At 59.8% G+C, this 24636-nt stretch carries 20 protein-coding genes; 13 read left to right on the top strand and 7 right to left on the bottom strand.

Going from position 1 to position 24636, the window contains the following annotated elements; translation table 11 throughout:
- Positions 1 to 15 precede the first annotated feature (15 nt).
- Together GQ59_RS06400 and GQ59_RS06395 are read right to left on the bottom strand one after the other, a co-directional pair.
- Positions 16 to 1272: a glycosyltransferase family 4 protein gene (locus tag GQ59_RS06400; RefSeq protein ID WP_037078925.1), complete on the bottom strand. Its 1257-nt coding sequence runs from the start codon at positions 1270 to 1272 to the stop codon at positions 16 to 18.
- Positions 1273 to 1316: 44 nt separating this feature from the next.
- Positions 1317 to 1889 carry a MarR family transcriptional regulator gene (locus tag GQ59_RS06395; protein WP_037078923.1) on the bottom strand — a complete coding sequence of 191 codons (573 nt, stop codon included), beginning with the start codon at positions 1887 to 1889 and terminating at the stop codon, positions 1317 to 1319.
- Positions 1890 to 2084: 195 nt separating this feature from the next.
- Between GQ59_RS06395 and GQ59_RS06390 the strand changes: the two genes are divergently transcribed.
- The 9 genes from GQ59_RS06390 to GQ59_RS06350 all read left to right on the top strand — a co-directional run bounded on the left by GQ59_RS06390 (position 2085) and on the right by GQ59_RS06350 (position 14931).
- Positions 2085 to 3833 carry a type I secretion system permease/ATPase gene (locus GQ59_RS06390; RefSeq protein ID WP_037078921.1) on the top strand — a complete coding sequence of 583 codons (1749 nt, stop codon included), beginning with the start codon at positions 2085 to 2087 and terminating at the stop codon, positions 3831 to 3833.
- A gap of 17 nt (positions 3834 to 3850) precedes the next feature.
- On the top strand, positions 3851 to 5251 hold the full coding sequence (locus GQ59_RS06385; protein WP_152564262.1) for an HlyD family type I secretion periplasmic adaptor subunit: 1401 nt from the start codon (positions 3851 to 3853) through the stop codon (positions 5249 to 5251).
- A 272-nt stretch (positions 5252 to 5523) separates the two neighbouring features.
- Positions 5524 to 6183, top strand: a complete 660-nt coding sequence (locus tag GQ59_RS06380) for a calcium-binding protein (protein ID WP_037078915.1) — start codon at positions 5524 to 5526, stop codon at positions 6181 to 6183.
- A 65-nt stretch (positions 6184 to 6248) separates the two neighbouring features.
- On the top strand, positions 6249 to 8504 hold the full coding sequence (locus GQ59_RS06375; protein WP_051903842.1) for a glycosyltransferase family 2 protein: 2256 nt from the start codon (positions 6249 to 6251) through the stop codon (positions 8502 to 8504).
- A complete protein-coding gene (locus GQ59_RS06370) occupies positions 8501 to 9340 on the top strand; it encodes a class I SAM-dependent methyltransferase (RefSeq protein WP_037078913.1) in 840 nt (279 codons plus the stop codon). Before GQ59_RS06375 ends, GQ59_RS06370 begins: the two co-directional genes overlap by 4 nt.
- Positions 9337 to 10599 (top strand): glycosyltransferase family 4 protein, encoded by a 1263-nt coding sequence (locus GQ59_RS06365; RefSeq protein ID WP_037078911.1) that lies wholly within the window; start codon positions 9337 to 9339, stop codon positions 10597 to 10599. Before GQ59_RS06370 ends, GQ59_RS06365 begins: the two co-directional genes overlap by 4 nt.
- Entirely contained in the window at positions 10596 to 11327 is a 732-nt protein-coding gene (locus GQ59_RS06360; protein WP_037078909.1) for a hypothetical protein, read from the top strand. Before GQ59_RS06365 ends, GQ59_RS06360 begins: the two co-directional genes overlap by 4 nt.
- 17 nt (positions 11328 to 11344) lie before the next feature.
- Positions 11345 to 13615 (top strand): glycosyltransferase family 2 protein, encoded by a 2271-nt coding sequence (locus GQ59_RS06355; protein ID WP_084683074.1) that lies wholly within the window; start codon positions 11345 to 11347, stop codon positions 13613 to 13615.
- Positions 13612 to 14931, top strand: a complete 1320-nt coding sequence (locus GQ59_RS06350; RefSeq protein ID WP_037078907.1) for a glycosyltransferase family 4 protein — start codon at positions 13612 to 13614, stop codon at positions 14929 to 14931. The genes GQ59_RS06355 and GQ59_RS06350 overlap by 4 nt, the downstream gene beginning before the upstream one ends.
- Before the next feature lie 66 nt (positions 14932 to 14997).
- Here the strand turns inward: GQ59_RS06350 and GQ59_RS06345 are convergent, their stop codons facing one another.
- Positions 14998 to 15951 (bottom strand): hypothetical protein, encoded by a 954-nt coding sequence (locus GQ59_RS06345; RefSeq protein WP_037078905.1) that lies wholly within the window; start codon positions 15949 to 15951, stop codon positions 14998 to 15000.
- A 339-nt stretch (positions 15952 to 16290) separates the two neighbouring features.
- Between GQ59_RS06345 and rfbC the strand changes: the two genes are divergently transcribed.
- Genes rfbC through rfbA form a run of 4 tightly spaced genes read left to right on the top strand, consistent with a single transcriptional unit; the run spans position 16291 to position 19747 of the window.
- On the top strand, positions 16291 to 16863 hold the full coding sequence (gene rfbC / locus GQ59_RS06335) for a dTDP-4-dehydrorhamnose 3,5-epimerase (RefSeq protein WP_037078901.1): 573 nt from the start codon (positions 16291 to 16293) through the stop codon (positions 16861 to 16863).
- A 10-nt stretch (positions 16864 to 16873) separates the two neighbouring features.
- Entirely contained in the window at positions 16874 to 17935 is a 1062-nt protein-coding gene (rfbB, locus tag GQ59_RS06330) for a dTDP-glucose 4,6-dehydratase (protein WP_037078899.1), read from the top strand.
- The gene (gene rfbD / locus GQ59_RS06325) at positions 17935 to 18834 is read left to right on the top strand and encodes a dTDP-4-dehydrorhamnose reductase (protein ID WP_037078897.1); all 900 of its coding nucleotides are present in this window, start codon (positions 17935 to 17937) and stop codon (positions 18832 to 18834) included. Before rfbB ends, rfbD begins: the two co-directional genes overlap by 1 nt.
- A 49-nt stretch (positions 18835 to 18883) precedes the next feature.
- Positions 18884 to 19747 (top strand): glucose-1-phosphate thymidylyltransferase RfbA, encoded by an 864-nt coding sequence (rfbA, locus tag GQ59_RS06320; protein ID WP_037078893.1) that lies wholly within the window; start codon positions 18884 to 18886, stop codon positions 19745 to 19747.
- 181 nt (positions 19748 to 19928) lie between these two features.
- On the opposite strand, the gene GQ59_RS06315 is transcribed toward rfbA, so the two are convergent.
- The 4 genes from GQ59_RS06315 to GQ59_RS06300 form a co-directional block, all read right to left on the bottom strand.
- Positions 19929 to 21560 (bottom strand): ATP-dependent acyl-CoA ligase, encoded by a 1632-nt coding sequence (locus tag GQ59_RS06315; protein ID WP_037078890.1) that lies wholly within the window; start codon positions 21558 to 21560, stop codon positions 19929 to 19931.
- 21 nt (positions 21561 to 21581) lie between these two features.
- Positions 21582 to 22640 (bottom strand): ABC transporter ATP-binding protein, encoded by a 1059-nt coding sequence (locus GQ59_RS06310; protein ID WP_037078888.1) that lies wholly within the window; start codon positions 22638 to 22640, stop codon positions 21582 to 21584.
- Between the two features lie 85 nt (positions 22641 to 22725).
- Positions 22726 to 23616: a carbohydrate ABC transporter permease gene (locus GQ59_RS06305; protein ID WP_051903826.1), complete on the bottom strand. Its 891-nt coding sequence runs from the start codon at positions 23614 to 23616 to the stop codon at positions 22726 to 22728.
- A gap of 2 nt (positions 23617 to 23618) precedes the next feature.
- Positions 23619 to 24587, bottom strand: coding sequence for a carbohydrate ABC transporter permease (locus tag GQ59_RS06300; RefSeq protein WP_037078886.1), 969 nt, complete (start codon positions 24585 to 24587; stop codon positions 23619 to 23621).
- Between the last annotated feature and the right edge of the window lie 49 nt (positions 24588 to 24636).

Genomic DNA, 24636 nt, shown 5'->3' with positions numbered 1-24636 from the left:
AAATTGAAGTATTAATTATGAGGCCGCCAACGCTGGACTCTGGATACCTCTAAACGACTTTCCAGTCAGCTTTTCAATAATATTCTGTTGACGGTTAAGGCACTCCGTCAACCGGAAACGCCTCTCGACTGTCCGGCGCGCCGCAGCGCGCATCCCGAAATGACGTTCCGGATTCGCGAGAGCGCCGATAACGGCCTCGGCGAGTGCGTCGGTATCGAAGAACGGCACCAAAAGGCCGTTCTTGCCGGAACGTATGACCTCCTGAACGGGGGCGGTGTCCGATCCGATAACCAGCGCGCCGCAAGCCATCGCCTCCAGCACCGACCAGGACAGAACGAAGGGATAGGTCAGGTACAGATGCGCGGACGAGATCTGGTAGATCTGCCGCAAGACCGAATGCGGCACCGCACCGGGAAAGACGATATTCTCCCGCGGTATATCCAGCGACTTGAGGAGATGATCCTTCCATGCCCCGCCGCCCGGCGGCGGCACGCCATAGCTGACACCGTCTCCTCCGACGAAGACGAACAGAGCGTCGGGGCGCTGGCGCACCACCTTGGCAGCAGCCTCCAGAACCTGGGGAAATCCGCGATACGGCTCGAGATCGCGCGCGACAAAGGTGACAATGGGGGGACCATCGGCACTCAACACGCGTCCATCCGGAAGCGTGACCGAAGCCGTCGGGTCGGGTCGAAACCGCACCGTATCGATCCCTTCGTGACACACCGAAATGCGCCCCTGGGCGTCGGCCGGATAGAGACTTCTCTGCCAATGGGTGGGACTGATGCCGGCCTCGATGGCGTCGAGGGACAGGAGTTGCGCGATATTGCGCAGCCGCAGTCTCTTGCGGGTCTCCAGATCGGGCCGATCGTCGGGGGGAAACCCTATATCCGCCCCTTCCGACCGGTAGAAGAACTCGCAATACCCCAATGCGGGCACCTGGGGGAGCACATCCTTCAGGAACATCATGCTTCCCCAGCCGATATGGCCGACCACGACATCGGGCACCAGCCCCTGCCGCACCATGGCATCGAGCGTCTCGGCGACGCGATGGCCGATTCGCGCATGGTGATCGGGAGTAGCCATGTGTCGGGCCATATGCGGATCCGCACGCGGGCCTGCTTCCGCTCGATGTCGAATGACGCGAACGGAAGGGATCTTCTGATCTATGGTCTCGGTGATGAGGCTGACCTCATGGCCCAGCTGTGAGAGCTGGGCCGCCAGGGCAGCGAACTGACCGAAACCTCGTCGATGAACAAACGCCACGTGCATCGCGTCTATTCCCCCACGATCAGGGCTGCGGCCTCACTCACCACTCAAACGCCGTACCGTGAGGTGCTGCCCCAGGCCAGTTCGAGCTGATGCAGTGTCTGGAAGGCGGTTTCAAGCATCCGCTGCTCCTGGTCGCCACGATTCACCGCGCGCTCATAGGTCATCGCTGCCTCCCGGAGATTTGCCCTGAGCTGCCGCCCCTTCTCCGTCAACTTGATGCGTGCGGACCGCTTATCGCGCTGGGAGGCAACCCGATCGATGTAGTCACCATCACCAAGCTGTTTCAGATAGTAGGAAACGTTGGAGCCGACATAATGCCCCCGATCCAGAAGCTCGGCGACCGACAGCTCCGAATCGCCGATTGCCAGCAGGATCATTGCCTGTGCTGGCCCGATATCGTCGACCCGAAGCTTGGTCAGCTCCGCACGGATCAGACCCGAGAAGCGCCGGCTTGCCCGCTCCATGAGGCGAGCGAGTTCGAAATATGTAACCTGCTGGAGGGCCCCAAGCTCGGCATCCTGAGGATGCTTGGGGTCTGTCTGTGCCGCCTGACCCATTTGAACTGTTAGTTCGCCGTTCAGCTCTACAGGCAAATTAAGCACGACTTCTTCTTTCATCCTAATCTCCGCTTTAGGAAACTACTTCAAAATTTGAAGTAATATTCAACTACGCCCAATCCCCCCAATCGCCATGAGCTTGCATAAGCCCTCCGTTATGTGCCAGATTGGAGGAAGCAATACTATCCTTTGGTTTAGCTATCACGAAAACGTCCTCCGACTGATTGATCTAACGTTAACCTGAGGCAAATTGCCATGCGCGATACTGTTCAAAATGAGACAACAAGCAAGAGGCAAATCCGGGGAGGTTCAAAAATAGACAGTCCAGGGTTGCTGGTATCGCAATCAAAGCGTGTATTTGTCTCGGGGTTGCTTTATGCCGCGGCGCTCAGCGTGTGTCTGAATCTATTACAGCTGACGATGCCTCTGTTCATGCTGCAGGTTCATGACCGGGTGCTCAACAGTCAGAGCATGGACACGCTTGGAATGCTGGTCATCCTGGCCATAGGCGCCCTGATCGTGCTCGGTGTTCTGGAATTCATCCGCGCCCTTTCGTTCCAGGCCATGGGAGGTGCGCTTGTGCGCCGACTGAACATGCCCATCCTGGCGGCCGCCGTTCAGGCCTCGGTCGACCAGGGCCTGTCGCGCGCGACCCAGTCGCTTCGGGACATCTCGGAATTGCGAAGCTTCCTGACGTCGTCAGCAGTCACTGCGCCCCTCGATGCGGCGTGGTCACCGATTTTCCTCGGCGCCCTTTTCCTCTTGCATCCACTTTTCGGCCTTATCGGAGCCGTTTCCGCCGCTCTGCTCCTCTGCGGAGGACTGATTACAGACATTTTGACGCGCCAACTCACCAAGGAGGCGAACCAGACGAATATCGAGGCGGTGTCCAAGATTGGCGCATCGCTGCGACATGCCGAGGCAATCGAGGCAATGGGCATGCTGCCGGCCCTGGCGGCCCGTTGGCGTGCCCTGCAACTGCAAGCCCTCAGCGCCTTTGAAGCGAGCGGGAGCAGGAGCAAGGCGATGTCCTCCATTACCCGCAGCCTGCGCTATTCCATCCAGATCATTACCCTGGCGGCCGGTGCCTTTCTGGTGCTGGAGCAGGAAATCACACCCGGCGCAATGATGGCATCGAGCATCCTGGTCGGGCGTCTCCTGATCCCTCTCGATTCGCTCATCGACAATTGGCGGCAGTGGGTGCTGGCGGCAGCGGCCTGGCATCGCCTCGAGGCCATCCTCACGGCGGACGTCGCGATCCGCCAGACGATGCCGACGCCCCATTCGCCGGGCGATATCGTGGTCGACAAGCTCATTTATGCGGCCCCCGGGCTGGATGTGCCGATCATCAAGGGCATTTCCTTCTCCCTCTCTCCGGGCGAGGTTTTGGGCGTGATCGGCCCGTCCGCCGCGGGCAAATCGACGCTTGCGCGCCTGCTGGTCGGCATCCTGCGCCCCACATCCGGCGGCGTCTTCCTCGACGGAAACAATACCTATCTCTGGGAGCGCAGTTCGTTCGGCCAGGTTGTCGGATACCTGCCGCAATCCGTCTCGCTTCTGGAAGGCACCATCCGGGAAAACATCGGGCGAATGGCTGACAGCGATCCATACAAGGTATTGGAGGCGGCGCGACTGGCAGACATTCATGAAATGGTCGGGCGCCTGCCGCTCGGCTACGACACGCCGGTCGGCGACGGACATCTGACCCTTTCCGGAGGCCAGAGGCAGCGCATCGCGCTGGCGCGCTGCCTCTACAACCAACCTCGCCTCATCGTGCTCGACGAGCCGAACGCAAACCTGGACGCGATCGGCGAGCGAGCCCTTATCCGCGCGATCGAGCGCGCCCGCGAAAGTGGCGCCATCGTCATCATCATCGCTCACCGGCCGGCCATCATGCAGGTCGCCGACAAGCTGCTCGTGCTTGAGAACGGCCGTATCACCCAGTTCGGACCGCGGACGTCCGTGGTTCCCGCCGAAACAACCCGCGAGGTAACCGCAATATGACCGCGCAGAAACCCCTCGTGATTGAAAAGAAACCGCTCGCGATCCGCGCCGATCTTTCCGAGCGTCAAATCCAGCGATATCAGCCGGTCTTGCAGGATGCCGGCCCAGCGAACCCTGAGTTCGACCAGTTTGACAACCGTTCACCGCTCCGCGGTCTTGTCATTGCGGGGCTCGCCACGATCCTCGTGTCCTTCGGTGGATTTTTTGCCTGGGGATTTTCGGTCGAGCTCAGCAGCGCGACGGTCGCTAACGGCACGGTCATCGTCGATTCGAAACGGAAGACCATCAGCCATTTCGAAGGCGGCGTGATGAACAGATTGCTCGTCCAGGAGGGCGACAAGGTTACTGTCGGGCAGCCCCTGATCGAACTGGAGGATACCCGCGCCCGTTCCAGCCTCCGGTCGCTCCAGGCCCGGCGCATCGGCCTGATCGCCAAACTGGCTCGACTGAAAGCGGAACAGAATGACGCTCAGCAAATCAGCTTTCCGAACGATTTCGGGGACGCCTGGGATGTTACGATCGACGACTCCGTCAGGGCGGAGACGATATTTTTTGAAAAGCGGCGCGAGACCAAGGTCGGACGCGTCGAGGTCCAGAGAAAAACGATCGAGGAACATCTCGAACTGGCGGCGTCATACGATATCCAGATCGAGGCGATTGACCGGCAAATCGGCTTCATCCGGGAGCACCGCGCGTCGATGGACTCATTGGTGAAGATAGGCGCCGTACCACGTACTCAGATCATCGAGATCGACTCCAGACTCAGCGAGCTCGCGAGGCAACGGGGCGAACTCGTCGGCAACAAGGCCCAATCCGAAAAGGCCGCAGCCGGAGCACAGCTTGCGTTGACCGGGATCGAAAGCGATTTTCAATCGACGATTGCCGGCGAAATCGCCACCGCCCGCGTCGATCTCGCCGACGTCGAACAACAGATCACCGCTTCCAAGGACGTCCTGCGGCGGCTTGAGATCCGCTCTCCGCAGGATGGCATCATTAGCAACATCTTGTTGCGTACACCCGGCAGCGCGGTCACGCCCGGCCAGCCGTTGCTGGAGATCGTTCCGGAAAACGAGCCGCTGCTGGTCGAGATGCGCGTCAATCCTCGCGACATCGACAGCATCGCCGTCGGCTCGCAGACCCAGATCCGGCTGACGGCCTATAACCAGCGGTCCCGCCTGCCGATGGAAGGGACCATCACGTATATCGCAGCGGACCAATCGGTCGATGAGAAATCAAACAGTGCGTTTTTCGTCGCACGCGCCAAACTCGACCCGGCATCGCTCAAGGCAAACCCTGATGTCCGCCTCTATCCAGGCATGCCGGCAGAGGTGCTGATCATTCACGCGTCACGGCGCGCGATCGACTACATCACCTCTCCCGTCCTTGAAAGTTTCCATCGCGCCTTCAGGGAAGATTAGAGTCTAGGCCGCAAGAAATGCTGCATAGCAGAAATTATTTCAAATATTGAATTTGTTTCGAAGTAAAATACGCCAATTTTAATTTATAAACTGCAATATTATCGAAATAATGTGCCATTAATATTCAATTCAGGAAATATATTTCCCAACTTCTGACATTTTAGCTGCCAGATATGCTTGCGCTTCTGTTTTTTGCAGTGCACATTTCAAGCGCGAGATCGTCGCACCCTGCGCCGACAACGCACTCATACAAACCTGAAGAGGAGAGGCAGATGGCCACATTGGAAGGCGGAGCATACGACGATGCCCTGTTCGGTTCCCGCTTCAACGACTTCATCCGCGCCCATGGGGGCGATGATTTCGTAAACGGCGGTAACGGACACGACATGGTGTTCGGCGGTGAAGGTGACGACATCCTGTTCGGCGGAAAGGGACATGATTCCCTGTTCGGCGGCGAGGGTAGCGACTTGCTGAACGGTGAAGCTGGCGACGACAACCTTGTCGGCGGCTGGGGTGATGATCTTCTTTACGGCGACAAGGGCAATGACACCCTGCTCGGCGGACATGGCAGTGACCTCCTGTCCGGCGGCAAGGGTGCTGACATCCTCTACGGCGGCGACGGCAACGACGTCATCGATGGCGGCGCAGGCAATGACCTCCTGGTCGGCGGGGCCGGCAGCGACGTCTTCGTCTTCGGCGGCGGCGGCGGCAATGACGTCATTCTCGACTTCACCGCTGGCGAGGATATCCTGCAGATCTCCAAGGGCATCAATGGCCTCGACGTGACTTCGCCGGACGATCTGGCCTCGCGCATCACGCAGGTCGGTGGCAATGTCGTCGTGGATCTCGGCCATGGCGATACGCTCACATTGGTCAATGTCGACGCTGACGACATTCATGCCAATCCCGAGAACTACTTCACCGTTCACTGAGCATGATTTCTGTGCGCCCTGCCTCCTCCCGCGGGGCGCGCAACTCCGATCCAAAGGGGCAGCGTGTGACGTTCGACGAAGCGATAGACGCCACCGGCGTTTTCAGAAACGCAAAAATCTTTCGGCTCGGCGCGGATTTGGCAATCCTTGTCTGGGATCTCCCCTCGCCATTTCCCGCAGCCACCAAGTGCCTGTTGTCGATGGATCGCTCACCTGTACCGCTGGTCAGCATGATGCTTCCACTCGGCCACGGAAGACAACGCATGTTCTGGGCCATGCGACCGGAACAGCGGCCGGTGAATGTGGACATCTGCACGGAACACGGCGGAATCGCCGAAACTGTCGTCATGCAGCCGGCGCACATGCTCATGCCACTCGATGTGGAAGCGCTGTTTACGGATCTTGCGCCGGGTTCCCGCATCAAGTTCGTCAACAACCTGCTGACAGTCTGGCGAAGCGCCTTCCGCATCGCCGGCGACCACCTTTTCCATATGATCGTTGAAGACGCCCTCCATGCGCTCGTGCCTGAACCGCAGGCCGCAGGCATCGTCTGCCAGGTTGCCCAGGGACGCCATCTGATCGAGACGGCAATCAATCCGGACCTCGGCGACATCATGGCGATCTATGCGATCGGCGCGACTTCGATCGCGCGCATGGCCGCAAGGCCTGTCCTCGGACGTAAAACGAAAAGCGGTCTGCAACCCTGCCATTTCATCGCGGAGGCGCCTTTTCCCTCTCCTCCGTTTCTCATCGTCCTCTTGAGCAAGAATGGTGCCGCAATCCGGCAGGTTGCTGATGGCAAGCCTCGCCATCCCAGCCTTCAGAGCTGGTGGAGCAAAAACCGTGAGGCGGTGGAACTGCGCGAAATGATCGTTCGTTGCCTCGCCACCTTGCCGGAAGGCAGCGCCGCGACGGCGATCGACCTTCAGGTCAACGCCCCGCTGCCTGCAACCCGGATTGCCAAGTCGTCGATGCATCCGTCCGGAGAAATCGATCTCGCCCTGGCGCTCGACGATGGCCTTCTGGCAGGCGGCTGGTTCCATGCACCGTCATCCGCCTTCGCCGGCATCGACTACCTCAAGGAAGACGGCACAGCCGTTCCGCTTGACGCAAACAGCTACAAATTCCCGGCCTGGGCGGAAGGCAAGGATGAGAAGAGCAAGACCGATGTGACCGGTTTCGTTGCCTGGATCCCGCTAACGGAATCTCCGGGCCCGCTCCTGCAGCCGCGATTTCAGTTGCGCCTTGCTTCGGGAGCCGTCCGGCCGCTGATACCCAAGCCGCAGCCTTTCGAGCCCGCAACGCAGCGAAACCATGTCCTGCGCGCCGTGCCGCCGCAGCATGCGGTCGACAGTGCGTTCCGCACGATCCTCGCGCCCGCCCTGCAGGACATAGAACGGCGACTGGGCAAGACCATAGAGGTCGATTCCACGAAGGATTACAGCCTGCCCGAAACCACACCCCTCGTTTCGATTGTCATCCCCCTCTACAAGGTCCTCGATTTCCTGCGCTTCCAACTGTCGGGAATGGCCACCGATCCGTGGCTCGTCGCCAATGCCGAGATCATCTTTGTCCTCGATTCACCGGAAATCCAGGATGAGACGGAGCATATGCTGGGCGGCCTGCACCTCCTGCACGGGCTGCCGATGAAACTGGTCATCATGAACCGCAATAGCGGCTACGCACGAGCCTGCAATGCCGGCGCTCGGTTTGCCCGCGGCGCCATTCTGGTCATGCTCAATTCGGATGTCGTGCCAAAGGGACCAGGTTGGCTTCAGATGCTGTCGCGGCCGCTGCTGGAAAACAGCAGGCTGGGCGCCATCGGCCCGAAACTGCTTTTCGAAGACGGATCGCTGCAGCATGCGGGCCTCTATTTTGGCCGCGACCAGCGCGGGATCTGGTTGAATCACCATTTCAACAAGGGCATGCCCGGAGACTACGCTCCCGCCCAACAAGGCCGCGAAGTCCCCGGCGTCACCGGGGCCTGCCTCGTGACCCGCAGGGCCATCTACGAGCGCGTCGGCGGCTTCACCGAGGACTACGTGATCGGCGACTACGAGGACAGTGACCTCTGCCTCAAGATCCGCCGTCTCGGGCTCCAGATCGCCTATGAGCCGGCTGCGTGCCTGTATCATTTCGAGCGCCGCTCGATCCGCCGTAGCCAGGACTATATGCGCGGCGTTGCCAGCCAATACAATTCATGGCTGCATACGCAACGCTGGGAGGACGACATCACCGACTTGATGGCGAACCAATTCGGCAGAGATCAAGATCGCCCCGCCGCCACGAATAGGAGAGACAGGGAAAGGAACGCAGCGTGACACAGGTAGCACTCGCGCAGCCTCCCAAGCCGGCTCGGCTGGTCGACGAGGACCGTGTTCGCTGGTTGCTTGAAGCCGTTCGGGGCAACCGTTTTCTGCCGCAGCCGGAACCCACCAATGTCTTCGTGGGGGACGGTGATTTTCGTGCGATAGGCGCGGAATTCCTAGGGCACTTCATCCGTATCGGCGGCCTGCGCGAAGAGGCCCGCGTGCTCGACATCGGCTGCGGTATCGGCCGGATGGCCGTGCCGCTCACTCAATATCTCGATCCGCAGACGAGCCGCTACGATGGCATCGACCCGGTCGAGGGCGGCATCGACTGGTGCCAGCGGACGATCACGCCCGCCTATTCCAATTTCGCCTTCCAGCGACTGGATATCGCGCACGAACTCTACAATCCGAACGGCAAGGTCAGCGGCAAGGTCCTGAGGCTTCCCTTTCCGGATCACCATTTCGACTTCGTCATCATGACGTCGGTAGTCACTCACCTGCCCCCTGCGGAAGTCCTCGTTTACCTCGCCGAGGTTCGCAGGGTCCTGTCACCCGGCGGACGCCTGTTCATGACGGCCTTCGTGGTCGACCGGATCGCGGCGGCAAACGAGCACGGGCGGCGCGATCCGCGCCTTGCGTTCCGCCGTTATGGGGAAAGCCCGTGCTGGTTCGTGCCCAACCAGGCACCGCTTGCGGCGGTTGGCTTCGAAGACGGCTTTCTGGACAAGGCGCTCGAACGGGCCGGGCTCTCCATCGCCCTGAAATCGCTTGGCCATTGGCGGGGCACCAAAGCGGCTCACCATCAGGATTTCATTGTGGCGAAGCGCCGGGGAAATGGCCGATGAGCAAGCGCATTCTGGTCGCTGCCCACAACCATCCGTCCCTTCATCCGGGCGGAACCGAGATATTCGCTCATGACCTGTTTCGCGCCTATCAGCGCGAGGGCCATGAAGCTCTGTTTCTCGGTGCCACAAACCATATTCATCGCGAAGCGAGACCAGGCACGAGTTTCCAGAGCATCGGCTCGGCGGGAGACGAAATCCTGCTGTGGTCCGGACATTTCGATCGCTTCTACATGAGCCAGATCGACCTCTATGGCGTCGTGCCCGACATAGCCGAACTGCTGCGCGATTTCCGGCCGGATGTGGTTCATCTCCATCACATGCTCCTGCTTGGCGCCGAGTTCCCCCACATCGTCCGCCGCACCCTGCCCGACTGTCAGATCGTCATGACACTCCACGACTACTACCCCATCTGCCACCATGACGGCCTGATGGTGCGCACCGGCAGCAAGGAGCTTTGTCACCAGTCCAGCCCCGACCGCTGCCATGCCTGCTTCAAGGACATTCCGCTTGATCGCTTTGCCTTGCGCGAACGCCACCTGAAGGCCCTGTTGAGCACGGTTGACCACTTCGTCTCGCCAAGCGCGTTTTTGCGGGATCGCTACGTGCAGTGGGGACTGGACGAAAATACGATCAGCGTCATTCCCAATGGCATCCCCGTCCGCGACGCCGGCGTGCGAAGAGATCTGCTCCAGGGAGGCAAGCCGGTCTTCGGATATTTCGGCAATCTCAATCCCTGGAAAGGGGTGACCGTCTTGCTCGAGGCGGCGCGTCAGCTTCTGGCCGACGGCCTGGATTTCGAACTTCGCGTCCATGGCGGCGCGCCCTTCCAGAGCGAGACATTTGTTGAGGAGATCAATCGGCGCTTTGCCGAAACATCAGGATCCGTGCAGGGCCGTGGCCCCTATCGACGCGAAGATATCGGCGATCTGGTGGCCGCGGTCGATTGCACCATCGTCCCTTCCGTCTGGTGGGAAAACGCACCGCTGGTCATTCAGGAAGCCCAGGCACAAGGCCGTCCGGTCATCGCCAGCAATATCGGCGGAATGGCTGAAATGGTCGAGCATGGCATCAACGGCCTGACCGTCCCGCCCAACGATGCCCGGGCGCTCGCCGCAACGATGCGCGACATCGTGGAAAACCCTGAACTGCTGCACCTGTTCGCGCAAAACGCCCGCAAGCCCGACGACATCGACACGACTGCCCGCCGCTATCTCAAGCGGATGGAGACGGCACAGCTTCAGGCATTGGAGAGCGTATGACCAGTCCCGCCGAACGACCGGATGCCGCATCCGAACAGGACAACGTGAAGCCGATGAATGGCCGGGTGGACGCCGTCGACATGGGCAGGATTTTCGGCTGGGCGTTCGACCCGATGGCGCCGGATCAACGGCTGACCATCCGTGTCCTTCTCGATGGCAAGATAATTGCTGAGGCCGTTGCCGATCGCAATCGTCCCGACCTGCGGCGCAACGGTATCGGCGACGGCAAACACGCATTCGAAATCGCGCTGCCCGATCCCCTCCATTCGCGCGCCAACGATATCGTCGTCATGGCGCGCAATGGAAGCGGTTCCGAACAGGCTCTGCGTGTTCCGCAGCCGAACGAGCAGGCGGCCGAAGCCCTGATCGCGGCGCCGCTGGCGAAAGTGCTCGACAAGCTTGATGTGCTGATGGCGTCGCAGCGGCAGTTGCAGGTCTCGCAGCGCTCCCTGCAGCGCGCACCGGAAATCGATGCGGACAAGACCGAAACCACCGGCCTGACCGAAATCGGCAACGCCGTCGAAAACCTCAAGGTGGAGGTCGGCCAAAGACTGAATGACCTCGATGTCCACCTGATGCGGCTGGACGGAGTCGTGGCGGGGATGGAGAAGAACATCAGTGCATTGAAAAAGCGGGCAAGCGCCGAATTCAAACCCATGCTGTTGCTGCTGTTCGTTCTGGTCGGATTTACCGCTGGCGCCGGCCTCGCGCTGATTGCCAGGATATGACCGAGGGAGGGCAAGGCATGCTGGTTACGGAACAATCCCCCACGGTTACCAATCCTCCCATCGCCAGCCCCCTGGTCGCCAAACCAATGCCCACCAAGCAGGGTGCGAGCAGGGCGATGCGCCCCGGAAGGGTTATCGGCTGTCGCGTGGATGAGATAACCCTGCTCGTTATCGGCCTCGGCCATGTCCCGGCCGGTGACGTGACGGTTGGCGTCGGCGAGGACCAGGCCGACACGCGAAACGCATTTGTCTCGGAATGGCGATCGGGGCCCTCCTCAGCGCGGACCAAGCACGGCTTCGCGGCGCTCCTTCCGGCAGGGGACACGGACCTTGCCATGACCACGATACGCTTCGGAGAGAATGGGACGGGCACGCCCTACATCTTTGCGTCCCGTCTTGTCTCAACGGAGGAAGCGGCCGCGCTCCTGTTGGAGTCCGCCGGATCTCAGTCGGGCGCCGTCATAAACCGGCTCGTAGACACTCTGATGACCGGCAATCTCAGCCGCCGCAGGCTTCTCACCATTATCGCGCTTCTACAGGCCACCCACGCCAACGACGGCTTCGTCGAACTGATCGGCGAGAGCCATGATGGCGTGACATTCCTGCAGGGCTGGAGCCGCGGCATGACGCCTGGACCCTGCCGGATGTCCCTGATCGGAAAGGCGACGCCGGTGGTCGCGGAATGCGGTATCGCCACCTTCACACGTCCCGACGCTCCTGATGGCGCCGCTGGTTTTGTCGGCCTTATCGAGACGGACGAGGCTGCCCGCGCTGCCGACATAGAGGGTCTGGTCTTTCGGGGGCGCACCGGTTGGAGGCATGTTGCGATCCACCCTCGAAAGCGCATCGCCGATCCGCAGGAAACACCCGAACATATCCGGTCGATCCTGATGCGCACCCATGGCACGCCGGAGGTGCTCCTGTCCCTGCGGGCGGCCGCCAACAGCTTCGAGGGGAAGGAAACCGTCTCCAGCCTGCCCTATCTCGTCCGGATGGGGATAGACAGCATATTCGAGGCAGATGCGGGGAATCTCCTCATCTCCGGCTGGCTTTACGACCCCGATGGCCACGTCGCGACAGTCAGACTGCGCCGACGCAATGCCGCGGCCAGCCTCGACGAGCACTGGACGCGCTTCGATCGCCCCGACGTCACCGACAGTTTCAACGACCAGGCGCACTTTGTGCCGGGTCTCCGGGGAGATCAGCGCGCCCACGGCTTCGTCGTCCACGCCCAGTTATCGGGTGAAGATCCCGGTGTCCTCCCGTATTTCGAACTGACGCTGCAGGATTCGCGCCGTGCGTTTCTGCCGGTAAAACCGACACGCCTTTCGGCACGTTCGGCGGCATTGCGCCAGATCGGCTCGATCGATCCCGCCAACAGCGCGCTGCCGGCGATCGTCGATGCACACCTTATCCCGTTCCTCACACAATCATCAGGAAGATCGGCGCCGGTCATCGAAACGATCGTAGATGCCGGATTTTTCGACGAGGAAAACGGCTTGCCGGTTATCATCGGCGTAGGCGAGAGCGAGGAAGACATCTCCCCGCTGCTTGCCCTGCTCGCGCTCGATCCGGAAACCCGAAGCGCGCCGATTGTGATCGCCATGCCTGCCGAGCGATTTCGCAGGCAGGCCGCCCGCCTCAAGGAGCTCGCGCGTTTCTATCGCCTTTCGGTCAGGTTGGTGTCGATGAAGGGAACAGGTGACGTCTACGACATGCTGGAAACGGGCACGCAGGCGCTTTCCTGTGAAACGGTCGTGTCGCTCTCCGCCTCGCTGATTCCACACGGGACAGGCTGGTATGGCAAGCTCGTGGCCGCGGCTTCCGCGATGAAAGGAAGCATAATCTCGCCCGTCCTGGCTTACGAAGACCATTCGGTTCGCTGGGCAGGAAGCTGGATCGACGACGGCAACGACGACCAACCGGTTGTGGGCCGCTACGCCGGATATCCGATCAAAGCGGTGACCGACATGAAGGTGACCAGCATCGCGGCGGCCTCGCTCGAATGCTGCGTCATGCCCCGCGACGCCCTGTCGCGTGCGGGCGGCTTTTCCGGCGGCTATCTCGGCACGCAGGAAAAGGGTCTGGATCTCGGCCTCCGCCTCAGCCGGTCCGGGTTCGACTCCTATTTGCTGCCGTCCGTGCAGATGTGGGGCTGCGACGACGCCCGCGCCGGCGATAGTCCTGCGATGACGGCTTTGGTGGAAGAGGTCGATCGAAAGATCTTCAAGAGCCAATGGCTGCCTATCCTCTCCGTTGAAAAGCACCTTGAAAAGAGGCCCGCATGAACGAGCAGCTTCGCGTCCTTGTCGTCTCGCATGCACATCCGTCGGTCTCGCTCGGCGGGGCGGAAATCGCGTCCCACAACCTGCATCTTGGCCTGAAAGCATTGCCGAATGTGGAATCGGTTTATCTCGCCCGGATTGGACACCCGGTGCCGCGGCACGCCGCATCCGCGCTGATGAGCATGCGCCTTGTCGAGGACGAATTGCTGTTCCACACGGACGATTACGACCACTTCTTCCTGTCCAACGGCGACACTCGGGCGATCAGCCGGGACCTCTTGCGTTTTGCGCGCGATCTCAGGCCCCATGTCATCCATTTCCATCATGTTCTCGGTATCGGCCTCGAAGCGCTCTATGCCTTGAGAGAAGCGTTTCCGCACGCCGCGATCATCGTCACGTTCCATGAATATCTGTCGATCTGCCACAATCACGGGCAGATGGTGAAACGGTCTTCCGGCCAGCTGTGCGAAACCGCATCCCCTGTCGCCTGCCACGGCTGCTTTCCCGATATCCCCGTCTCGCGCTTCCTGAAGCGGGAACTGTTCGCCCGCGGCATGATCGGCCTTGCCGACGCTTTCGTCTCCCCCAGCCGGTTCCTCGCGGATCGCTACGCCGCATGGGGTATCGAAGGAGACAAGATCAGCGTGATCGAAAATGGCATCGCCATGGAAACAGCGGCGCCCCCCCGCGAGGTTCAAAGTCCCAAACCGCGCCGCAATCGCTTTGCCTATTTCGGACAAATGACTCCGTTCAAGGGCGCCGATCTGCTGATCGAAGCGGTCTCGCGCATCCCGAAGGAGATATGGGGCGAAGACTCGTGCCTGATGATCTTCGGCGGCAATCTCGAGCGACAGCCGGTCGAGTTCCAGGAACGCATGAAGAAGCTCATCGCCGACGCCGGCCACCGCGTTCGCTTCTACGGTGCCTATCAGAACGCGGACGTGCCGCGTCTCATGCGTTCCGTCGACTGGGTCGTTCTGCCGTCGGTATGGTGGGAAAACTCGCCCGTCGTCATTCAGGAAGCTCTGCTCCACCGCAGGCCGATGATCTGCTCCGATATCGGCGGAATGGCCGAGAAGGTGCGTGACGGAAAGGACGGCCTGCACTTTCGCGCAGGCAGCAGCCAGGATCTCGCGGATCGCATTGTTGAGGTGCTGGGCGATGGCAAAATCTGGGAGCGGCTGCGCGTTTCAATGCGTCAACCCGCCGACCGCGCCGCCTGCGCGCGCGAACACGTCAAACTCTATCGCGCATTGCTACGGCGGAAACTCGATGCCGCGATCGCCGAGAGCCCCAAGCTTCTCTCGCCCGCGCTTTAGACACTCGTCTCGACAACCGTTGAGAAGGCCGCCTTGTCCGTCCGGGCAGACCCGGCAACATTAGGATCACGAATGCGCGGCACCTGCCGCTCTGAGCCGCGCGATACGGCCGTCCAACTCCTCCAGCCGACGGCCAAATCCGAGATTGTCCGGCTGATACGTCATGGCGTCGGCAAGCATTGCCCGCGCCGTCACAAGTTCACCGTCGCGAATATGGCGGTTGGCCCGATGGTAGAGGAAGTTTGCCTTCTCGACAGGAGAGAAATCCGGGCCGAAGCGCGCGTGAAACCGGTCGGCCCAGGCCCGATGCCGAGCAATCGCGGTCATGGCGATCTGATAGGGCCGCATTGGCGCGGTCACGCGCGCTGCGCGGGCGAGACCACGCAGACCCGGAAGATCGTCTCCGCGGCAGGCCTCGATGAGCGACAGCGCGCGCGAAGTCCCGGTAAAGGCGCGAACGGTGCCATGGCCGGTCATATGGACCGGCACCAGCTGGGTCCTCTCCTGCAGCGCCGCGATCCGAACCGCATGCTGGCGATCGACGGCGTGAAACGGATCGAAGAACAGATAGGCCCGGCCTGCCGCGTGGTCAGGGGCGATCCCCATATTGGCATGGAGACCGGACGAGAAATGGCGCGCAAACCTGCCGTCGAAAGGAACGGCCTTCGGATCGATCGAGACCTGCGGGCAAAAGGCGATGGCGACTGTAGCGTTGAAGCGCCTCCGATATCGCAACGCCGCATAGCCGCCCTGCGAATGCCCGTAGAGTATCCGCTCCGATGCTCCGTGAAGTATAGGCGCAGCCGCCTCGACAGCCTTGACGACGCTCGCCGCCGGAAACCAGTTCGGCCGCCGGCTGATGAAGCCGAGCGCCGAAATGCCGACCTTCTCGCACAATCGCTGCCCCCAGAAACGACTACCGTTCGCCCTCATGTCCATTTCGTTAAATGTGACGAGAAGATAGGGAGACGACCCAGGATGACGTATCACCTCCAAATTTTCATCTGAAAACATGATCATGCGGCCACCATTAAGCGATTTGGAATAAAGTAATTCAATTTTTGAACTATATTCGCTCCGATATGTAATCATGCGTAAAATGTTGCTTAACATCAACGACAGATTTACACACGCAACAGGAATATGTGTTTCTTGATATCCGATATTTGGCTAAACGATTTCTATCTGAATCGAGAATTACGAATCGCGCCCTGCACTCACAAAAAGATGCTTCACGCCTGGATGCGTTACCTGGAGGAAATAGAGACTGGCCTCGCTGCAGCGGCACAAAACGAAAAGGCTCTTTGGAGTCTCCATCACGTGGTTGAGTTGATCTAGCGATCTGAGTGCGAGGAAGACATGCAATTCGAACGAACGAAAATCGGCGACGTCGTGCTGGTGACGCCGAGAAAATTCGGAGACCGTCGCGGATACTTTTCGGAGACTTTTCGTTCTGACGTCTTTGGTCAAAACATCGGTGCGTTCAATTTCGTCCAAGACAACCAGTCGCATTCGGCTGAAGCTGGAACGGTTAGAGGACTGCACTACCAGATTGAACCTCACGCCCAGGGAAAGCTGGTCCGGTGCATCGCCGGTTCCATTCTCGACGTCGCAGTCGACATCCGGAGAGGCTCACCAACTTTTGGACAATATGTCCAAGCGGAACTGTCCGCCGAGAACGGTTGCCAGGTCTGGATTCCCGCAGGGTTTGCGCATGGGTTCTGCACTCTCCAGCCCAACAGCATCATTTCCTACAAGGTAACGGACTACTACAGCCGCGACCATGACCGTGGAATATTATGGAACGACCCGGAGCTCGATATTAGGTGGCCAGTGACGGCAGAAAGCGCCGTGCTTTCGGAGAGAGATCGGATGCAACCCCTTCTCGCCGAGCTTGAGACGACTTCTTTCACAGTAGCTACCGGCAGCTAGGGAACCCGCAATGCGCGTCCTCGTTACCGGCGGAGCCGGGTTCATCGGATCGGCTGTCGTGCGTCATCTGGTTCTCGTTAGAAACTATGAGGTTTTAACCGTAGACAAGCTGACCTACGCCGGCAACTTAGCGTCGCTTGCCACCGTCGAAAACAACCCGCTGCATCGTTTCCTTCAGGCAGACATTTGCAATCGAGCGGTGATGCAAGAGGCGTTCCGCAGTTTCCGACCCGAGCGAGTGATGCATCTGGCGGCCGAGAGCCATGTGGACCGCTCCATTACTAGAGCCCGTGACTTCATCGAAACCAACGTCATCGGCTCATTTACCTTGCTGGAGGCAGCCCGGCACTACTGGCAGAATCTCTTGGGCAAAGCCAAGGCAAACTTTCGCCTTCTCCATGTCTCTACCGATGAGGTGTATGGCTCTCTCGGCAAAGACGGATTGTTTACCGAAGAAACCCCCTACGATCCCTCTTCTCCCTATTCGGCGTCCAAAGCAGCATCTGATCACCTGGCCAAAGCGTGGGCCCGCACCTATGGCATGCCGGTTATTGTCTCCAACTGCTCGAACAATTACGGCCCGTATCACTTCCCTGAAAAACTAATCCCGCTGATTGTGCTGAATGCTCTTCAGGGCAAATCACTGCCAGTTTACGGCAACGGTGCCAATATCCGCGACTGGCTATTTGTCGAGGACCACGCAAGGGCGCTGGACCTCATCGCCGAACGCGGGAGGGTCGGCGAAACGTACAATATCGGCGGTCGTAATGAGCGGCGCAACATAGAGGTGGTCAAGCGGATCTGCGCGATCATGGATACCCTGCGGCCGCAGAAAGCCCCACATGAGCGGCTGATTACATATGTCACGGACCGGCCCGGGCATGACGCACGCTACGCGATCAACGCCACGAAGCTCGAGACCGAATTGGGTTGGAAGGCAGAAGAAAACTTCGACACCGGGATCGAAAAGACGGTCAAGTGGTACCTGGAAAACGAGTGGTGGTGGACGCCGCTACGTCAGGGATACAGTGGCGGCCGGCTCGGTCTCCTTAACGGATGCGGAGACGAATAATGGCGCGGCGGTATGTGGTCACCGGACGTGGCGGGCAGGTTGCACGGTCTCTGATCGAGCGCGTCGAGCACCACAGCGAGATAGAAATTATCCCGCTAGCACGACCTGATCTCGACCTTGCCGATATCGGAACGATCGAAAGCACTCTTGTGAAAGCGAGACCCGAATTGATCATTTCCGCGGCCGCCTATACCGCTGTCGACCAGGCGGAAAGCGACGCAGCCAAAGCTTTTCTCGTCAACGGCGCGGCCATAAATGAGATCGGTCGCGTCGCGACCAAGCTTGACGTGCCGATTATTCACCTGTCGACGGACTATGTCTTCAGCGGCAACAAGACTTCGCCTTATCATGAGAGCGACCCAGTCGCGCCCCTCTCTGTTTATGGTCAATCCAAGCTGGAGGGCGAACGTCGTCTCATCGCATCGGGGGCAGATTACGTCATCCTCAGGACTGCGTGGGTCTACAGCCCCTTTAGCAAGAATTTTTTGCGCACAATGTTACATCTTGCTGAAACCCGTGCCGAACTCAATGTCGTCGCCGATCAATGCGGCAATCCAACATCGGCACTCGATATCGCCGATGCCATATTGACGGTTGCCGGCAATTTGCTGTCGTCACGGGACGGACGCCTGCGCGGCATATTCCACATGGCGGGAAGCGGCGAGGCCAGCTGGGCAGACTTTGCGTCCGAGATATTCCGCATGTCCGTCGAGATGGGTGGCCCGTCTGCGATCGTCCATCCGATCCCGACTGCGCAATATCCAACACCGGCTCCGAGGCCAGACAATTCGAGGTTGGATTGCAGCAGACTCGAACGGATTCACGGTGTTCGACTGCCAAACTGGAAAATCGCGACTGCGACTTCGTTGCAGCGGCTCTTGGCCAGCGGTGCGCGGTAGACCAGGCAATCGGGTCGGCATGGAAGATGCGTTTTGAGGAGAATTGTCGATGAAGGGTATCATTCTGGCTGGCGGCAACGGGACGCGTCTGCACCCGATGACACTCGTCACGTCGAAACAGCTAATGCCCGTCTATGACAAGCCGTTGATCTATTATCCGCTCTCAACGTTGATGCTGGCCGGGATACGCGATATCCTCATCACATCCACCCCGCATGACCTGCCCGATTTTCGTGGCCTGTTAGGTGACGGTTCGGCTTGGGGAATTTCACTCTCCTACGCGGAACAGCCGTCACCTGCAGGTCTTGCTCAAGCTTACATCATCGGTGCCGATTTTGTCGGATCGGATCGGTCCTGCCTCATCCTCGGTGATAACATTTTCTACGGCCATGGCATCACGGAGCGTTTTGAAAGCGCTGCGGCGCGCGACGATGGTGCGACAGTGTTCGCCTATCATGTCCAGGATCCGGAACGTTATGGCGTTGTGGAGTTCGACAAGGCAATGAAGGCGGTCTCGATCGTCGAAAAGCCGACCGTACCGAAATCCAACTGGGCAGTTACCGGACTCTATTTTTACGACAAGGACGTGGTCGACATTGCCGCAAACCTCAAGCCGTCGCTGCGCGGTGAACTGGAGATCACCGATGTCAACCGGGTATATCTCGAACGCGGCAAGTTGAACGTTGAACAATTGGGCCGCGGTTTTGCCTGGCTCGACACCGGCACCCCCGAGAGTTTGTTGGAAGCAGGCAATTTTGTCGGCACTCTACAGAAGCGGCAGGGCATCAAGATCAACAGCCCCGAAGAGGTCGCCTGGCGCAGGGGCTTTATAGACGACAAGCAACTGGAGGCTGTTGGCAAGAAGCTGGGCAAAAGCGAATATGGCAGATATCTACAAACGCTTTGCACCTAAGTTCAAGACAAGGTCCTGTTGAGAAGTATGGCACCCATATTTTGACGGCAGCTATGTCGATGCTCCGGAACTGCTTGAGCCTGTTGGACATTCTCTCGCTCGCCGTCATCCGGCGACAACAGAACCTGTCAGTCTAGGACACATCGCTGCTCTTTCGATCAGGATCGCGCAAAATCAAACCTCAACGGGCCACTATGTACCCTGCCTTCTCCCTGTCCCAGGTCCCGCTAGTCACGCCTTTCTCGATCAGTTTGAATTTCTGGACTTTGCCGTTTTCCGTCAGCGGCAGCGCCTCGATGAAATCCAGGAAGCGCGGCACGGAAAAATAGCTCATCCGGGGCTGACAGAAGTCAAGCAATGCCGAGGCACTGAGATCGAAGTCCTTTTTGAGCACTATCGATGCCATTACCTCGTCTTCCGCCAATTCCGACCGGACCGGGAAGACCGCCGCGTTCTCGACGCCCGGATGGGAAATCAACACCTGCTCCACCTCAAAGGATGAGATGTTCTCCCCTCGCCTGCGAATGGCATCCTTCATGCGGTCCAGAAACTGAATGTAACCGTCCGCATCCCTGGTGACGCGATCACCGGTGTGGAACCAAAGGTTCCGCCAGGCTTCGACGGTCTTTTCAGCCATGCCGAAATAGCCGGTCGCAATGGCAAACGGCTCGGCCGCACGCACCACCAATTCTCCAGGCCTGCCGTCCGGCACCTGGTTGTCGTTCTCGTCGAACACCGCAATCTCGAAGCCGGGTCGGGCTTTTCCCATCGTTCCAGGCTTTTGGTCATGAAGCAGCGCGCCGACGACAAAATTCGTCTCCGTCGATCCATAACCGTCGAGCAGCGCCACGCCGGAACGCTCCGTAAAAGAAGCATGGAACTGAGGCGGAACGCCAGGTGCAAGCGCAATACGTGTCTTGTGCTGCTTTTCGGCATCGGTTGCATCCTTCGACAGAAGGATCGGCACCATCGCGCCGAGGAGATAGGTGACCGTCGCTCCGTGTGTGGCAAGGCTCGTCCAGAAGCGCGACGCCGAGAAGCGCGTGTCGATCACCAGGAATGCGCCGGTCAGAAGGGCCTGAAAGAACGTGTTCAGTGCATTGGTGTGGAAAAGCGGAAGGCAGGTGAGCAGGACATCGTCGTCCGCAACGCCCAGAAGTGCCGCCGTGTGCACACCCCACCAGAAATATTGCGCATGGGGGCAGCACACGCCTTTCGAAAGACCCGTCGTGCCGGATGTGTAGAGGATCGCCATCGTGTCGGCAGGCCGGCTCGGATAAGCCTCCATGTCGCCGTTCATCTCGGGGATTTGATGGTGGCGCCAGCGAAGGGCAAGATCGTCCGGCACGTCGCCTACGGTCCAGATCTGTTCGAGAGGCAGCGGCGCATCCTCAATGTTCGCCAGGGCACCGAGAAGGTTGCCCTCGACCAGGGCGAGTTTGGCACCGCTGTTCTTCAGAATATGCGCGAGTTGAGCCCCGCGGGAGGCCGTATTGATGGGGACAGCGACGGCACCGCACCAGGCGCAGCCGAGCAGGATCTGAAGAAATTCGAGCCTGTTGGAGCAGATGATGGCGACCGTGTCGCCGGCCTTGACGCCTGCGGCGCGAAGCGTGTTTCCAGCCCCTGCCGCAAGCTCCTTCACCGCGGAAAAGCTGAGCGTCCTGTCGTCGATTTTAACGAGCGGGCGGTCGCCGTAACGTTCGGCCTGAAGAGAAATCATCTGGGGAAATGTCCGCATTGAAGGACTGAACGTCTCCGCCAGCCGAAAGACCTTCGCCTCTCGAGATAATTCGATCTGATGTGCGTTCATTGTTGTTCGCCCGCCTGCCCCTCAATTTATCCGCTGTTCGCTCTGCTGGTCGAAAAGATGGACCTTCCGGGGATCGAATTTGACGCGAAGGACATCTCCCGGCCGCGTCGTAAATCGCTCCCGGAAAACGCCGATGACCCGCTGTCCGGATATGTGGCCGACGACATGCGTTTCGGCGCCTGTCGGCTCGATGACCTCGACGACAAGAGGCAGGCCATCGTTATCGGTAATGGCCAGGTTTTCGGGGCGAATGCCGTAAATCACCTGCCTCCCTTCGCTGGCGGAGACCGGCACATCGGAAACCGGAAGCGAGACATCGCCGATCCAGACCGCGCCCGAGGCATATCTGCCGGACAGGAAATTCATCCCCGGCGAACCGATGAAACCCGCAACGAAGAGATTGGCCGGCCGATCGTAGAGAGCAAGGGGAGAACCGACCTGCTCGACGAAACCGTCCCGCATCACCACGATCTTGTCTGCCATGGTCATAGCTTCGATCTGGTCGTGCGTCACGTAGACCATGGTGCTTCCCAGCCTCTGGTGCAGCGCCTTGATCTCGCCGCGCATGACGACCCGCAGCTTGGCGTCCAGATTGGACAGCGGCTCATCGAACAGGAAGACCTGCGGATTGCGCACGATCGCCCGCCCCATGGCAACGCGCTGGCGTTGGCCGCCCGACAGTTGCCGCGGATAACGCTCGAGCAGAGGTTCGAGATTGAGAATCTTGGCGGCCTTTTCGACCTGGGTGCGGATCTCCGCCTTGGCGTTGCCGCGCATCTGCAGGGAGAAACCCATGTTCTGCGCAACGGTCATATGCGGATAGAGCGCATAGCTCTGGAAGACCATCGCGATATCCCGGTCCTTCGGGGACATGTCGTTGACGATGGTCGATCCGATATGGACCTGGCCGTCGCTGATTTCCTCCAGCCCGGCAATCATCCGCAGCAGTGTCGACTTTCCGCATCCCGACGGTCCGACCAGAACCACGAACTCGCCGTCATCGATATCGACGTTCACGCCATGAATGACCTGAGTCTGATTATAGATCTTTCTGACATCGCGGAGATTTACGTTGGCCATGCTTCCATTCCTCGTTGCGTGCGCCGACTGTCCCGTCGGGCACAGCGGTTGCCTTCCGCTCTCGCGGATCGCAAGCCGTTGATGGTTATCCTTTGACAGCGCCGCCAAGCACGCCGCGGACAAAATATTTCTGAAGGGTGACGATCAGGACCAAAGGCACGATCACCGAGATGAAAGTTGCCGCGGTGAGCGTGTTCAGGCCCCCCGCGTTGGTCTGCGCCAGGCTTGCAACCTGTACCGTCAGCGGCGAGAGCGAGCCGGACCCCAGGAAGATCAGCGGGATCAGCAGGTGGTTCCAGGCAATCATGAACTGCAGGATCGCCAGCGATGCGAGAACGGCTCCCGACAGCGGCAGGATGATCTGGAAGAATATCCGGGGCTCGGAAGCGCCGTCGATGCGTGCGGCTTCCACGAGGTCGGATGGAATGCTGGCGAAGAAGCCGTAAAGGAGAAAGATCCCGAACGGCACCGTCAACCCCATCTCGATGATCCACACCGGGATGAAGGTCCCGGTAAGGCCGAGCGCGAGAAAAAACTTCAGCATCGGCACCAGCACGAGCTGGGGCGGAAGCACCTGGAAACCGACCATGGCGAGGAACAGGGCGATGCGCCCGCGAAACCGCATCCGGGCGAGCGCAAACGCCCCGATCGCGGAGAAGAGCACGGTGCCCAGAACGGTCGGGACCGTCAGGACGATCGAGTTCACGACGCTTCGGCCGACGCCGGTCAGATACATTGCTTCGACATAATTCGACAACACTGGCCGCCACTCGATGAAGGCGTGCCACCACCCGGTTCGCGACGAGTCGCTTTCCGATCGGAACGTCGTCACGAAAAGCGACAGGACAGGCGTGAACCAGACCAGACAAAGCAGGAAGACCGCGGTGTGCAGCGCTGCGCCTTTCAGCCGGGTTCCGAGCCTGGACGTGGATTGCATCGGTGCGGACATGGCTCTGTGGCTTTCGATTGCTGACATCGTCACTCTCCTCCCCCCGACTTGATCTGCTTGATATTCATAAAGATCACCGGGGACGCCAGGATGAGGAGCAGGACAGCGATGGCGCTGGCCGTCCCCAGATTCTGCTTCACGAAAAGCTCCGTATACATTCTGTTGGCGATCACATCGGTGCCAAAGGAGCCGTTGGTCATGACATAGACGATGTCGAACACCTTGAGGGAAAAGATTGCCTGGGTCGTCAGAACCACGAGGATCGTCGGCCACAGCGAGGGTAGCGTCACGAACCGGAAGATCGACCACTCCCCCGCCCCGTCTATGCGGGCCGCTTCGACCAGTTCTCGCGGGATGTTCTTGACGCCAGCCGAAAGGATCAGCGTGGCGACGCCGATGCTCATCCAAACAGCGACGAAGATCAGCGCGTAGTTGTTGACGTTGCGGTCTATCAGCCAGGCGATCGGCATGCGGCCAGTGACCGCCGTCCAGATGGCATTGAGCGTACCGGTCTGGGGCTGCATCGGCGGCTCATAGGTATACATCATCTTCCAGATCACGGCGCCGGCGACGAAAGACATGGCCGTGGGCAGGATCAGGAAGGTCCTGGCGATGCGCTCGTACTTGACCCGGTCCAGCATGATGGCGGCCGCAAGGGCAAGTACGGCTGTCAGCAGCGGAAAGACGACGATCCAGAGGACATTGTTGACCAGAACGGGCCGCATGGCGCTCCCGAATGCCCAGACGAAATTGTTGAACCCGACCCATTTGCTGGCCGTGGCATCACGAAAACTGAAAACGATCGATGCGGCCAGCGGATAGGCGATGACAAGCCCGACCAGAGCAAGGACAGGCGAGAGCCAGATCCATGGCCGCAGGCTGCTCTGGCGCTTCTGCGGAAACCTCCTGATCGCCAGTTCGCCCGGCAGGATGATGGCAAGGACGACCGCGGGCATTGCGAGAAGCCCGAGGACGAGTTGCAGGATCTGACTAGTCATGGCGATTATTCCGTCTTGTGCCGAGAGCGACCGCAGGCCGCTCCCGGGA

The sequence above is a fragment of the Neorhizobium vignae genome (assembly GCF_000732195.1).
Lineage (GTDB): Bacteria > Pseudomonadota > Alphaproteobacteria > Rhizobiales > Rhizobiaceae > Neorhizobium > Neorhizobium vignae.
Note: the sequence above shows the minus strand (reverse complement) of the source record. Positions and strands in the feature narration are given on the sequence as shown.

Bases quoted from the DNA above. Each gene is read 5' to 3' on its own strand.
- GQ59_RS06395 (WP_037078923.1), bottom strand. From the start codon at position 1,889: ATGAAAGAAGAAGTCGTGCTTAATTTGCCTGTAGAGCTGAACGGCGAA.
- GQ59_RS06360 (WP_037078909.1), top strand. From the start codon at position 10,596: ATGACCAGTCCCGCCGAACGACCGGATGCCGCATCCGAACAGGACAAC.
- rfbC (WP_037078901.1), top strand. From the start codon at position 16,291: ATGCAATTCGAACGAACGAAAATCGGCGACGTCGTGCTGGTGACGCCG.
- rfbB (WP_037078899.1), top strand. From the start codon at position 16,874: ATGCGCGTCCTCGTTACCGGCGGAGCCGGGTTCATCGGATCGGCTGTC.
- rfbD (WP_037078897.1), top strand. From the start codon at position 17,935: ATGGCGCGGCGGTATGTGGTCACCGGACGTGGCGGGCAGGTTGCACGG.
- GQ59_RS06400 (WP_037078925.1), bottom strand. From the start codon at position 1,272: ATGCACGTGGCGTTTGTTCATCGACGAGGTTTCGGTCAGTTCGCTGCC.
- rfbA (WP_037078893.1), top strand. From the start codon at position 18,884: ATGAAGGGTATCATTCTGGCTGGCGGCAACGGGACGCGTCTGCACCCG.
- GQ59_RS06355 (WP_084683074.1), top strand. From the start codon at position 11,345: ATGCTGGTTACGGAACAATCCCCCACGGTTACCAATCCTCCCATCGCC.
- GQ59_RS06380 (WP_037078915.1), top strand. From the start codon at position 5,524: ATGGCCACATTGGAAGGCGGAGCATACGACGATGCCCTGTTCGGTTCC.
- GQ59_RS06300 (WP_037078886.1), bottom strand. From the start codon at position 24,587: ATGACTAGTCAGATCCTGCAACTCGTCCTCGGGCTTCTCGCAATGCCC.
- GQ59_RS06365 (WP_037078911.1), top strand. From the start codon at position 9,337: ATGAGCAAGCGCATTCTGGTCGCTGCCCACAACCATCCGTCCCTTCAT.
- GQ59_RS06345 (WP_037078905.1), bottom strand. From the start codon at position 15,951: ATGATCATGTTTTCAGATGAAAATTTGGAGGTGATACGTCATCCTGGG.
- GQ59_RS06315 (WP_037078890.1), bottom strand. From the start codon at position 21,560: ATGAACGCACATCAGATCGAATTATCTCGAGAGGCGAAGGTCTTTCGG.
- GQ59_RS06310 (WP_037078888.1), bottom strand. From the start codon at position 22,640: ATGGCCAACGTAAATCTCCGCGATGTCAGAAAGATCTATAATCAGACT.
- GQ59_RS06390 (WP_037078921.1), top strand. From the start codon at position 2,085: ATGCGCGATACTGTTCAAAATGAGACAACAAGCAAGAGGCAAATCCGG.
- GQ59_RS06305 (WP_051903826.1), bottom strand. From the start codon at position 23,616: ATGTCAGCAATCGAAAGCCACAGAGCCATGTCCGCACCGATGCAATCC.
- GQ59_RS06350 (WP_037078907.1), top strand. From the start codon at position 13,612: ATGAACGAGCAGCTTCGCGTCCTTGTCGTCTCGCATGCACATCCGTCG.